Origin of the sequence: Streptomyces sp. NPDC048441 (assembly GCF_043200235.1) — a bacterium.
In the GTDB taxonomy this organism is placed as follows: domain Bacteria; phylum Actinomycetota; class Actinomycetes; order Streptomycetales; family Streptomycetaceae; genus Streptomyces.
Map to the genome: position 1 here is coordinate 177,789 of NZ_JBICXM010000002.1, position 11,978 is coordinate 189,766.

General features: G+C 70.5%; 12 protein-coding genes. 6 read left to right on the forward strand and 6 right to left on the reverse strand.

Annotation, left to right across the window (positions count from 1 at the left end; all coding sequences use genetic code 11):
• From ACGFSB_RS05115 to ACGFSB_RS05130, 4 genes are all read right to left on the reverse strand, one after another.
• The coding region (locus ACGFSB_RS05115; protein ID WP_393394265.1) for an AAA family ATPase at nt 1-502 on the reverse strand (502 nt) is incomplete at its 3' end.
• A gap of 149 nt (nt 503-651) precedes the next feature.
• Nucleotides 652-1,809 carry an acetyl-CoA C-acetyltransferase gene (locus tag ACGFSB_RS05120; RefSeq protein WP_393394267.1) on the reverse strand — a complete coding sequence of 386 codons (1,158 nt, stop codon included), beginning with the start codon at nt 1,807-1,809 and terminating at the stop codon, nt 652-654.
• Nucleotides 1,810-1,855: 46 nt separating this feature from the next.
• Complete coding sequence (locus ACGFSB_RS05125) at nt 1,856-2,515, reverse strand: TetR/AcrR family transcriptional regulator (RefSeq protein WP_393394270.1); 660 nt, start codon at nt 2,513-2,515, stop codon at nt 1,856-1,858.
• Between the two features lie 15 nt (nt 2,516-2,530).
• Nucleotides 2,531-3,313 (reverse strand): SDR family oxidoreductase, encoded by a 783-nt coding sequence (locus ACGFSB_RS05130; RefSeq protein ID WP_393394273.1) that lies wholly within the window; start codon nt 3,311-3,313, stop codon nt 2,531-2,533.
• Between the two features lie 143 nt (nt 3,314-3,456).
• Between ACGFSB_RS05130 and ACGFSB_RS05135 the strand changes: the two genes are divergently transcribed.
• From ACGFSB_RS05135 to ACGFSB_RS05150, 4 genes are all read left to right on the forward strand, one after another.
• Nucleotides 3,457-4,614 carry an acyl-CoA dehydrogenase family protein gene (locus tag ACGFSB_RS05135; protein ID WP_393394275.1) on the forward strand — a complete coding sequence of 386 codons (1,158 nt, stop codon included), beginning with the start codon at nt 3,457-3,459 and terminating at the stop codon, nt 4,612-4,614.
• A complete protein-coding gene (locus ACGFSB_RS05140; protein ID WP_393394277.1) occupies nt 4,614-5,597 on the forward strand; it encodes an acyl-CoA dehydrogenase family protein in 984 nt (327 codons plus the stop codon). Before ACGFSB_RS05135 ends, ACGFSB_RS05140 begins: the two co-directional genes overlap by 1 nt.
• Before the next feature lie 135 nt (nt 5,598-5,732).
• Nucleotides 5,733-6,902 carry an anhydro-N-acetylmuramic acid kinase gene (locus tag ACGFSB_RS05145; RefSeq protein WP_393394279.1) on the forward strand — a complete coding sequence of 390 codons (1,170 nt, stop codon included), beginning with the start codon at nt 5,733-5,735 and terminating at the stop codon, nt 6,900-6,902.
• Between the two features lie 97 nt (nt 6,903-6,999).
• Nucleotides 7,000-7,986: a DUF2510 domain-containing protein gene (locus ACGFSB_RS05150; protein WP_393394282.1), complete on the forward strand. Its 987-nt coding sequence runs from the start codon at nt 7,000-7,002 to the stop codon at nt 7,984-7,986.
• Nucleotides 7,987-8,146: 160 nt separating this feature from the next.
• Here the strand turns inward: ACGFSB_RS05150 and ACGFSB_RS05155 are convergent, their stop codons facing one another.
• Nucleotides 8,147-8,818: a TetR/AcrR family transcriptional regulator gene (locus ACGFSB_RS05155; protein ID WP_393394285.1), complete on the reverse strand. Its 672-nt coding sequence runs from the start codon at nt 8,816-8,818 to the stop codon at nt 8,147-8,149.
• A gap of 172 nt (nt 8,819-8,990) precedes the next feature.
• Between ACGFSB_RS05155 and ACGFSB_RS05160 the strand changes: the two genes are divergently transcribed.
• Together ACGFSB_RS05160 and ACGFSB_RS05165 are read left to right on the forward strand one after the other, a co-directional pair.
• The gene (locus ACGFSB_RS05160; protein ID WP_393394288.1) at nt 8,991-9,803 is read left to right on the forward strand and encodes a phosphatase PAP2 family protein; all 813 of its coding nucleotides are present in this window, start codon (nt 8,991-8,993) and stop codon (nt 9,801-9,803) included.
• Nucleotides 9,800-10,717 carry a DMT family transporter gene (locus ACGFSB_RS05165; protein ID WP_393394291.1) on the forward strand — a complete coding sequence of 306 codons (918 nt, stop codon included), beginning with the start codon at nt 9,800-9,802 and terminating at the stop codon, nt 10,715-10,717. Before ACGFSB_RS05160 ends, ACGFSB_RS05165 begins: the two co-directional genes overlap by 4 nt.
• Nucleotides 10,718-10,802: 85 nt before the next feature.
• Here the strand turns inward: ACGFSB_RS05165 and ACGFSB_RS05170 are convergent, their stop codons facing one another.
• Complete coding sequence (locus tag ACGFSB_RS05170) at nt 10,803-11,774, reverse strand: phospholipid scramblase-related protein (RefSeq protein WP_393394294.1); 972 nt, start codon at nt 11,772-11,774, stop codon at nt 10,803-10,805.
• Between the last annotated feature and the right edge of the window lie 204 nt (nt 11,775-11,978).

Sequence of the window (11,978 nt, forward strand, 5' to 3'; positions counted from 1 at the left end):
AGTGCAGGGTTTCCTGATCGGCCCAGTGCGCGTCGTCGATGAGCAGGACGAGCGGCCAGTGCAGCCCCGAGAGACGGGCGACCGCCTCGACCAGGCCGTCGCACACGCCCTGCGGGTCGGCCTGCGGGCCGCCCGGCTCGGTTATGCCGAGCGCGGGTCCTGCGATCGGATACCAGTCGCCGAGATACTCCCGTGCCTCTTCGGGCGAGAGGGGGACGAGGGCCGACTGCAACAGCTGTCGCACTACGTTGAAGGGGACGGAGGTGACGGTCTCACCACCCCGCGCGGACCACACCGTGGCCCGCCGCCCTTCGGCGATACGGCGCACCTCCGAAAGCAGTGCCGTCTTACCGATGCCCGCCTCACCCTGGAAGACGAGCAGCCCGCCCGCTGCCATCGAGTCGGAGCACAGCTCGTCGACGGCTCGTGCAACCGCGGCGACTTCCACGTCGCGCTCCCACAGCGGGGCCCAGGTGGCATCTCCGGGCCGTCCCTGCGTCATCGCGCTACCTCCCGGGTCGCTCAATCGACGTACAGACCCTGAGACTAGCCGGGTGAAGGGCCTCTAGGTGCGGGGTCCGGGCAGCAACCGCCGCAAGGGGTGAAGGTCGGTTCCGGAGCCGGACGCGGCCGACGGCTCCCGACGCGCGGTCAGAGGCGCTCGATGATCGTCACGTTCGCCTGGCCGCCGCCTTCGCACATGGTCTGGAGGCCGAACCGGCCGCCTGTGCGCTCCAGTTCGTGCAGGAGCGTCGTCATCAGTTTGACGCCGGTCGCACCGAGGGGGTGGCCGAGGGCTATCGCACCGCCGTTGACGTTCACCTTCTCCGGGTCGGCCCCGGTCTCCTTCAGCCAGGCAAGGACGACCGGCGCGAAGGCTTCGTTGATCTCGACCAGGTCGATGTCGCCGATGCTCATGCCGGTCTTCTTGAGGGCGTGCGCGGTGGCGGGGATCGGCGCGGACAGCATCCGGATCGGGTCCTCGCCGCGCACCGAGAGGTGGTGGATGCGGGCTCGGGGCGTCAACCCGTGGTCCCGCACGGCCTGTTCGCTCGCGATGAGCAGGGCCGCTGCGCCGTCCGAGACCTGTGAGGAGCAGGCCGCGGTGATGGTGCCGTCGTCCATGACCGGCTTGAGGCCCGCCATCTTCTCGAGGGTCGTGTCGCGGCGCGGCCCCTCGTCGCTGGTCACGTCTCCATAGGGGGCGAGTTCGCGGTCGAAGCGGCCCTCGTCGATCGCGCGGAGGGCTTGTCGGTGCGAGCGGAGCGCGAACTCCTCCATGTCGCGGCGCGATATGCCCCACTTCTCGGCGATCAGCTGGGCGCCGTGGAACTGGTTGACGGGCCGGTCTCCATAGCGGGCGCGCCAGCCTTCGCTGCCCGCGTACGGACCTTCGGTGAGGCCGAGTGGTTCGGCGGCCTGCCGGGAGGCGAAGGCGATGGGGATCATCGACATGTTCTGTGTGCCGCCCGCGACGACGAGATCCTGCGTGCCGGAAAGGACGCCCTGCGCCGCGAAGTGCACGGCCTGCTGCGAGGACCCGCACTGCCGGTCGATCGTCACGCCGGGCACCTCTTCGGGAAGGCCCGCCGCGAGCCAGGAGGTGCGGGCGATGTCCCCGGCCTGCGGGCCGACCGTGTCCAGGCAGCCGAAGACGACGTCCTCGACGGCGGCGGGGTCCACTCCGGTGCGCTCGACGAGTGCCTTCAGGACATGGGCTCCCAGGTCGGCGGGGTGGACGGCCGAGAGGCCTCCCTTGCGCCTTCCGACGGGGGTGCGGACCGCTTCGACGATGTAGGCCTCGGCCATGACTGCGTACTCCTCGGTCGGGTGCGGTCGCCGCGGTGACGACGCGCTATGTGCGTACGGCGATGCCGTCCAGGACCATCGACAGGTACTGGCGGGCGATCTCCTCGGGGCTGTGGCCGCCACCGGGGCGGTACCAGGACGCGGCGACCCATACCGTGTCGCGCACGAAGCGGTAGGCGAGCCGGATGTCCAGGTCGTCGCGGAAGATGCTCTCCGCGACCCCGCGCTCGAGGGTCGTCAGCCACGCCTTCTCGAAGCGCTGCTGCGAGTCGGCCAGGTACTGGAAGCGCGCCTGCGCGACCAGCTGCTTGGACTCCTTCTGGTAGATGGCGACGGCCGAGCGGTGCCGGTCGATCTCCCGGAACGACTCGGTGACGAGTGCCTCGAGGGTTTCCCGGGGGCCGAGCTGTGACTGGAGCACGGTGTCGTACCCGTCCCACAGCTCGGTCAGGAAGGTCGAGAGGATCTCTTCGAGCATCGACTCCTTGGAGTCGAAGTGGTAGTAGAGGCTGCCGGCGAGCATTCCGGCGGCGTCCGCGATCTTGCGGACCGTGGTCGCGTTGTACCCCTGCTCGGCGAAGACGTCGGCCGCGATGGCGAGGAGTTCGCTGCGGCGCTCCGGCGAGGGGCTCACCGGAGCCTTCTTCTTTGCGGGGCCGCTCTGCTTCGGTTGTGTGGTGCTGTTCTGCTGCTTCGGTTTCGACACACGGTCATTCTCCGCCTATGCGTGCTGGTTGCTGACCGAGACGGTCTCCCCTGTCATGTACGAGGAGTAGCCACTGGCAAGGAAGACGATGACGTTCGCTATCTCCCAGGGCTCGGCGTGGCGCCCGAACGCCTCGCGCGCGGTGAGCTCTTCGAGCAGCTCGGGCGAGGTGACCTTCGCGAGGTGCGGGTGCATGGCGAGGCTCGGCGACACCGCGTTGATCCGGATGCCATGGGGCGCGGCCTCGACGGCGGCGCAGCGGGTGAGCGCCATGACCCCCGCCTTCGCCGCGGCGTAGTGCGCCTGGCCCGCCTGGGCGCGCCAGCCGAGCACCGACGCGTTGTTGACTATCACGCCGCCCCGTCCGGCGGCCCTCATGCGGCGCAGGGCGGCCCGGGTGGAGCGGAACGTGCCGTTCAGTGTCACGTCGATGACCTTGTCCCACTGTTCGTCGGTCATGTCGGTGAGCTCGGCCGTGCCACCGAGTCCCGCGTTGTTCACGACGATGTCCAGGCCGCCGTGGCGCTGCTCGGCCAGGTCGTAGAGGGCTTGCACCTGGGCTTCGTCCGTCACGTCGCACGGCGTCCCGTCGACCCGGTCGGCGCCGAACTCCCCGGCAAGGGCCTCGACCGTCTCCTTCGTGCGGCGCGGGTGGGCGTCACCGATGACGATGCGCGCACCCTCCTCCAGGAACCGCCGCGCGGTGGCGCCGCCGATGCCCGCTCCGGCCGCGGCGGTGATGACGGCGGTGCGGTCCACGAGCAGACCGTGCCCCGGCACGTACGTGGGTGCGTCCACGCTCGGCCTCCTTTGCTCTCGACTCGCTCTCGACGGCTGACTCGATCTCAGGGTAATCTACCAAACACTTGTTAGGGAAGACCTCGAAACCCTGCAAGACCTGCAAGACCGCCGGAGAAGAACCGACCGAAGAGGTGGGCCTGATGGACCTCGACTTCACCGCCGAGGAAGGGGAGTTCAGGCAGCGGGCGCGCGCCTGGCTCACCCGGCATGTGCCGAGCGAGCCACTGCCGTCGCTGGAGACGCGGGAGGGTTTCGCGGCTCACCGTGCCTGGGAGAGCGAGCTCTCGGCCGACCGCTGGTCGGTGGTCTCCTGGCCCGAGGAGTACGGCGGTCAGGGGGTCGACATCGTCAAGTGGCTGATGTTCGAGGAGGAGTACTTCGCGGCGGGCGGCCCCGCCCGGGTCTCACAGAACGGCATCAATCTCCTCGCCCCGACCCTCTTCGATTTCGGGACCGAGGAGCAGCGCGCGCGGGTGCTGCCCCCGATGGCGAGCGGCGAGGTGATCTGGGCGCAGGCCTGGTCCGAGCCCGAGTCGGGCTCTGACCTGGCGTCGCTGCGCTCCACCGCCCGCCGCACGGAGGGCGGCTGGCTCATCAGCGGGCAGAAGACCTGGTCGTCACGGGCCGCGTTCGCCGACCGCGCCTTCGGCCTGTTCCGCAGTGACCCCACCGTCGACTCCGCCAAGCCGCACCGGGGCCTGACGTATCTGATGTTCCCGCTCGACGCGGACGGCGTGACCGTCCGCCCCATCGGGCGCCTGGACGGCAAGCCCGCGTTCGCCGAACTCTTCCTCGACGACGTCTTCGTACCGGACGAGGACGTGATCGGTGATCCTGGCCAGGGCTGGCGGATCGCCATGTCGACGACGGGCAACGAACGTGGTCTGACCCTGCGCTCCCCCGGCCGCTTCGTCGCCACGGCCGACCGCCTGGTGCGGGAGTGGCGCGCGGACGGCGACGCGACGGACACCGCACTGCGCGACCGGGTGGCCGACGCCGTGATCGGGGCACGCGCCTATCAGCTGTTCACCTGGGCCAGCGCATCGCGCTTCGCGGCAGGCGAGACGATCGGCGCCGAATCGAGCCTGAACAAGGTCTTCTGGTCCGAGTACGACATCGCGCTGCACGAGACAGCCCTCGATCTCCTGGGCGCGGAGGGCGAGTTGGCGGACGAGAGCAACGCATGGGCGGAGGGGTACGTCTTCTCGCTCGCCGGGCCGATCTACGCGGGCACCAATGAGATCCAGCGCGACATCATCGCCGAGCGGCTGCTCGGCCTGCCGAAGGGACGCCGCTGATGAGGTTCCTCCTCGATGACGAGCAGCGCGAGTTCGCGCGGACGCTGGACGCGATGCTGACAGCGGCCGGCGCTCCGGAGGCCGCGCGGGCGTGGGCCTCCGGAGACCACGCGCCAGGGCGTGCGGTGTGGGGACGGCTCGCGGCCGCGGGGGTGTTCGCGCTCGCCGTTCCTGAGGAACACGAGGGGGTGGGGCCGCTCCCGGTCGAAGTCGCCGTCGCCTTTGTGGAGTTGGGCCGCCATGCCGTGCCAGGGCCTGTGGTCGAGACGGTGGCGGCCGCCGCGCTGCTTGCCCGCCTTGCCGACCTCGGCGACACAGCCCCGGCCAAGCGCCTCCTTCCGCCCATCGCCTCGGGGGACGCCATCGCGACGCTCGCTCTCCCCCGAGGGGGCCCGTTCGCCCTTGACGCGGACGCGGCGACGCTTCGGCTGACCGCCGAGGACGGTGAGCTGCGCCTGGCCGCCGGGCACGCGCGCGTGGAGCGGTCGTTGGACCCGGCACGGCGCCTCGCCCGGCTCAGGTCCGGCGGCGAACTCCTCGCCTCGGGCCCGCCGGTGACCGAGGCTTCCGAGTACGCCGCCGACTGGGCCTCGCTCGCGACGGCGGCGCAGGCGCTGGGCGTCGGGCTCGCACTGCTCGAGCGGACCGTCGCGTACGTCAAGCAGCGCACTCAGTTCGGAACGCCGATCGGCGGCTTCCAGGCGGTCAAGCACCGCCTCGCGGACGTCCTGACAGGCCTCGAGTTCACCCGGCCCCTGCTCTACGGAGCCGCGTTGTCCATGGAGACGGCCGATATCGCCGCGGCGAAGGTGGCGGCGAGCGAGGCCGCGTACGCTGCCGCCCGTGCGGCGCTGCAACTGCACGGGGCGATCGGCTATACAGCGGAGTACGACCTGTCGCTGTGGCTGACGAAGGCGCGGGCACTGCGGACCGCCTGGGGCAGTCCCGGGGAGTGCCGGAGGCTTGTGCTGGCCGGCCCCTGACGAACCTCGACACCTCGCAGACGACCCGCAGACGCCCCGCAGACGACCTGAACTGGATCGTGCGTGCGAGTGCACATGCCCCGTCATCGCTGCGATGATCAAACACACCGGTGCGGAGAGCGAGAGGGGCAGCACGTGCGCGTAATCGGGCTGATGTCGGGGACTTCGTACGACGCCATCGACGCCGCGGCGGCCGACCTGACGATCGATGGCGACCGTCTGCTGCTCTCGCCGCTGGGTCTCATCACCCGCGGGTACGACGAGACGCTGCGGACGGCACTCGGCGCCGCGCTGCCGCCCGCCGCCACCACCCTGGCGGACGTCTGCCGCCTCGACACCCGCATCGGCCAGGCCTTCGCCGCCGCGGCCACCGAGGCGGACCGGGAACTGTGCGACGGGCGCGCCGAGTTGGTCGCTTCCCACGGGCAGACCGTCTACCACTGGGTGGAGGACAGCCAGGTGCACGGCACGCTGCAGATCGGGCAGCCCGCGTGGATCGCCGAGGCGACGGGGCTGCCGGTCGTCGCGGACTTCCGCCCTCGTGACATCGCCGCAGGCGGGCAGGGCGCGCCCCTGGTCAGCATCGTCGACCGGATGTGGCTGCGTGGCAGGCCCGGCGCCCCCGCCGCGCTCAACCTCGGCGGCATCGCCAACATCACCGCCCCGGACGGCACCGCCTTCGACACCGGCCCCGCCAACGCCCTCATCGACGCCGCCGTACGCGAACTGACGCGGGAGCGGCTCACATACGACATCGACGGGGAGATGGCGGCGCGCGGCACGGTCGACGCCGGGCTGCTCGAAGGGCTGTTGCGCGAGCCGTACTACGCACGCCCCGCCCCCAAGACCACCGGCAAGGAACTCTTCCATCTGCCCTATCTGCGGGCGGCACTCTCCGGGTACGAGGCGCTCTCCCTGGATGACGTCGTCGCGACGCTCACCCGGCTGACCGCCCGCACGGTCGCCGACGCCGTCCGCTCGGCCGACGCCTCCGAGGTCATCGCCTCCGGCGGCGGAACGCGCAATCCGACGCTGATGGCCTTCCTGCGGGCCGAGTTGGGGAGCGGGGTCCCGATGCGCACCTCCGACGAGCTCGGACTGCCGTCCGCGGCGAAGGAGGCGTACGCCTTCGCGGTGTTGGGCTTCCTGACGGCGCACGGGCTTCCGGGGACGGTTCCGGAGAGCACAGGGGCCCGGCATCCGAGCGTGCTGGGGTCGATCACTCCTGGCCAGGGCGGTTTGCTGCTGCCCGCGCCGGTGAGCGACGGGCCTGTGCGGCTCGTGGTGGACGGGCGGGGACAGTGAACTCGCGTCCCACTCGCCCGCGCACGGTCTGCCGGCAGTTGCCCCGTACAGGCCCCCTCTCATCCCGCTTTCACCGAATACTCATACCCTGGCGCCCATGACCCAGGTAACCCCTCCCGGCTGGTATCCCGACCCCGGACAGACGACTGACGGCCCCCGCACCGAGCGCTGGTGGGACGGGAACGTATGGACGGACCAGGTGCGCGCGGTGGGATCCGCCGCCGGCCCGGGTGGTGCGCCGCCCGCGTCCCCTCCGGCCTATCCGCCGGGCGCCCCGGGCGCATACCCCAACTACCCCTCCTATCCGGGACAGCCCGCCCCCCGCCGCGGCCTCCGCACAGGCATAGCCGTAGGCGTGGCCCTGGTCGTCCTCGCGGGCATCGGCGGGGGCGTCTACTTCCTCACCTCCGACGACGGCAACGGGGACAGCGACAGCGCCGCCAACGCGCCATCCTCCGCACCGTCGGAGCCCGGCGCGCCCCAGGAGCCGCAAGCCCCGGAGTCGTCGGAGCCCCCGAGCGGACCGCCCGCCACGCCCCCCAGCGAAGAGGGGTACGCCACCGACATGTTCAGCGGCATCAGTCTTCCGGTGCCCGACGACTGGACCGGCGAGTCCGCCGGCGGCGGTGCCTCGCTGACGACCGGGCCCTATCCCTGCCCCAGGGAGCCCTCCAAGACCTGTAGCCGCGGCGGTGCGTTCTCGGGGCCCGCCAAAAGATTCAAGGTTGAGGAGAAGACGGCAGAGGCAGCCGCCAAGGCCGACATCTCCGTCAACGCAAAGGAGTCGTACGGCGGCAAGACCTACGGCAAGATCACCTCGCACAAGGAGCTGGAGTCCAAGGCAGTCACCGTCGCAGGGCAGAAGGGCTACCTGGTCCGCTGGAAGGCCGTCACCGAGAAGAGCGACGACGGCTACGTCCAGTCGCTCGCCTTCCCCTCCCCTACCGACAAGTCGACACTCGTCATCGTCCGCTTCGGCATAGACGTCAACGACAAGTCTCCGAAGCTGTCCGTGATGGACGAGATAACCAAGGGGATCAAGGCCGCGCCGGGCGGCGGGGGCGGCAACGGTCAGGACGTGTGACGCGGCCGTGTGACACGGGTCGGGAAAAGTCGAAGCCGGACGGCCGGAACCACGAAGGTTCCGGCCGCCCGGCCACGGTCGGCCACGCCACCCCCGTCCCCACGGTGCGGCGCGGCGCAGGCAGATCGGAGTCCGTCATCCATCGGGCTCCGGTCCACGATCAGGTGGGTCTGGTGAGACCGAGGGCGGGCAGCACGCACGCCTCCATGAAGTCGGACAGATACTCCTCGTCCGCGTGCTTGCCCTCGAGAACCGGGCGGGACCGGACCACGCCCATGAGCTGAGCCGTGAGGAACCTCGTGGCCGGATGGTCCGCGGCGATCTCTCCCCGGTCCACCCCACGCTTGACCAGGTCGTCCAGCGCCCGGGTCTCCGGCTCCACCAGCGCCTCGCGCAGCGCGCTCCTCAGATCCTCGTCCTGGAGCACCGCATGGCTGAGAGCCTGGACCATGCTGTCCTGGGTCGACCAGTCCCCCGCGGCCCGCGCCGCCTCGAGCAGATCACCGGCGAGCGTGCCGGTGTCGATGCCCGCGAACCGTACGCAGCGGTTGGCGCGCAGCGCTGCGGCCACGAACTGGGGCTTGGTCTTCCACTGCCGGTAGAGCGTGGACTTGCTGCACCGCGTGGTCGAGGCCACGCCCTCCATGGTCACGGCGTCGTAGCCGCACTCCCGGAGCTGCTCGAGGACGGCGTCGTAGAACTCCTGCTCACGCTCGGGCGTGATCTTGGAGCGGCGCGATGAGCCGAGCGGCTCCGCTGCCTCTGCCTCCACCGCCTCCACCGCCTCCGCGTCTGGTGCCTCTGCGTCTGGTGCCTGGTCCCGCGACGTCATGACTCTTCTCCTCGATGCGGCGGCGGCTGCTACCGACCCTATCGATACACGAGTGTACCGGTACGCTTCCGTATCGGTACACTGGCGTATCGGTACACTGGCGTATCGATGAGTGGGGCCTTCCCTCACTCACTACCCGCACCACCCAGCCATCACGTAAAGGGGCCGGGGGATGAAATCCCGAACCGAGCCTGCCGAAAGGGAACCGGACATAGCCGTCCGGGAGCCGGACACATCTGCCCGACCGCCCCTCGTCCGCGAGCTCCTCCTCGTCGTAGGACTCTTTCTCGTATACAAAATCGGCAGGCAGCTGGCCAACGGCCACACCGGTGAGGCCTTCAGCAACGCCCACCACGTGTGGGACGCGGAACGCGCCCTCCAGCTGCCCGGCGAAGGCGCCGTGCAGCATGTGCTGCTCAGCAGCGAGGGCCTCGTACACATCGCGAACACCTACTACGCGACCGTGCACTTCCCGGCGACCGCACTGTTCCTGATCTGGCTCTACCTGCGGCGCCCCCGGCACTACGTATGGAGCCGGCGGGTGCTCGCCGCGCTGACCGCGGCGGCCCTCGTGCTGCACCTCACGTTCCCGCTCGCACCACCCCGGATGCTGGACGCGGCGGGGCTCGTCGACACCGGCCAGGTGTACGGACCGACCGTCTACGGAGCGGCCCCGCAGACGGACTCGATGGCCAACCAGTTCGCCGCGATGCCGTCCCTGCACTTCGGGTGGGCGCTGATGCTCGCCGTCGGCCTGATCGCCGCCACCTCGTCGCGGTGGCGCTGGCTGTGGCTGCTTCACCCGCTGATCACCCTGTTCGTAGTCGTCGGAACCGCCAATCACTACTGGCTCGACGCCATCGCGGTGACCGCACTGCTCGGCATCGCACTCGCCGTGATCAAGGTGCCAGGCACCACACACTCGCTCGTCGTACGGCGGCACACGCCCGCACCCGAGCTCGCCGCTTCGGGGGTCCGTCGGTGAACGCCACACTCGTCGCCGTCGCGCTCTCCCTGATATCCGCCGCCGCGTACGCCTCCGCCGCTGTGGCCCAGGAACGCCTCGCCGCCCGCATCACGGACACCGGCAACGGCTTCCTGCGGCTGCTCGGCAGCGGGGCCTGGTGGTCGTCCGTCGGGCTCAACGCGTGCGCGGCACTGCTGCACGTGGCGGCCCTGAAGTACGGACCGCTCACCCTGGTCCAGCCGCTCGGCGCGCTCACCCTCGTCGCCGCCGTACCCATGGGCGCACGGCTCGCGGGGCGGCGGGTCACGCCGCTCGAGTGGCGTGGCACGGGGCTCACGCTCATCGGCCTCGGCGCCCTGCTGCTCACCGCTTCCGGGCCCGCGCCCGACGACACGCTGACACTGACCGAGGCGCTCGCCGTCTCGGGCGGCACGATGGCCGTGATCGGCTTCCTCTCCCGCCCGGGTACGCGGCCGGGCCTGCGGCACGCGACCGCTTCCGGTTTCGCCTCGGGCGTCGCATCCGCGCTCACCCAGACCGTGACGGTCGCCGCGACGGACCGCTCGGGGCCGCTGCTCAGCCCTCAGGTGATCGTCGTCGCGCTGCTCGTCGCCGCGTTCGCCGTGGGCGGCCTCTTCCTCTCCCAGACCGCGTACCGCGGCGGCCTCGGCGCGCCGCTCGCCGTCGTCACCCTGGCCAACCCGATGGCCGCCGCGATCATCGGCCTCACGCTGCTCGGGGAGCGGCTCCAGGGAGGCGTGGCCGGTCTCTTCCTGGCTGCCGGAGGTGCGGCGATCGCCGCGTACGGCGTGGTGGTCCTCACCCGGTCGCCGCGGGACGAGGTACGCGCACCCCTCTCCGCGCCCGACTATCTGCCGTCGGTCCCTGGGCAGCCCGAGCCCGCCCCTTCACTCCACTTGTCGCGGCACTAGGGCTGCCGCGACGACGTACGAAACGGCATCGGCCGCGCCCCTGAACATCAGGGACGCGGCCGATGCGGTACGAGAAGTGGCTCGGTCACCCGAAGCCGCGGGAGTCCTGCTTCAGTGCCGTGTCGACCGTCAGGGCCGTCGCCACGACGAGGCTCAGGAGCGGCTCGGGCAGCTGGTAGTGGATCTGCAGGACGTAGTTGTCCGCGGTGGTGAACATCGTCTTGGCGAGGCCTTCCCAGGTCTTCGTGATCCGGGCGACCTCGTTGTCCGCGTGGTCGACGATCGAGAAGTTCCAGGCGCGCCAGTTCTCGGCCTTGATCGCGCCGGCCTGCTGGCCGTTCACCATGATCGCGAAGTTGATCTTGCCGATCATGTTCTGCTGGACGATCTCACCGATCGGCGAGCCGTCGGCGCGCTCGACGATGACCCGCGACTTCATGAACTTGCGGGGGCGCGTCAGCGCGAGCACCGGCTGGCCGTACGCGTCGCGGATCTCGAGCTTGTGCGTCATGAACTGGTCGATGCTGGAGACGAAGCGCGCGACCTTCTTCAGCGTGCTCTGACCGACCTGGACGACCGAGCCGAGCGTGTTGCCCGACTGGTCCATGACGCTGTACTCGTTCGTCAGCTCGATGAGCTTGGCCTTCTGGTTCACCACGAGGACCGGCTCGGTGAAGAGCGTGCCGCCGCCCTGCGCGGAGGGCGCGACGCCCGCCTGCTGCTGGACCTGGCGCTGCACCTTGGCCGGATCGACCTGCGGGGCCGCCTGCTGGGGCTGACCGTACTGGGCCTGCTGCTGGCCGCCGAACTGCCCTTGCTGCTGGCCGTATTGAGCCTGCTGCTGGCCGTACGCGGCCTGCGCCTGCTGCTGGGCCGGCTGCGGCTGAGCCGGTTGGGCCTGCTGCGGGACCTGCTGGGGCTGCTGCGCCTGGGCGCCGCCCTGCTGGTCCGGGCTGGTGTGCTGGGTCCACTGGGAACCGTCCCACCAGCGCAGCAGCTGGGGTGCGCCCTGGGGGTCCGGATACCAGCCTGCAGGAGTGTTCGAATGCGTTGTCACCCGGGCACACTACCCCGATGGGCGGGGCGGTTCGCCAGCCCTTGACGAACCCTGTGACGTCGAACTCACCGACGTTTTTTCTTTCCCCTTTTCTTCACCCGATTTTTCTTTCCCCGATTCCTTCCCCGAGCCCACGTGCGCCGACAGCAGGCGACGGGATTTGACGAGCCCCCGTTTTCGGCGGCAGGCTCGGGCGACTCTCGG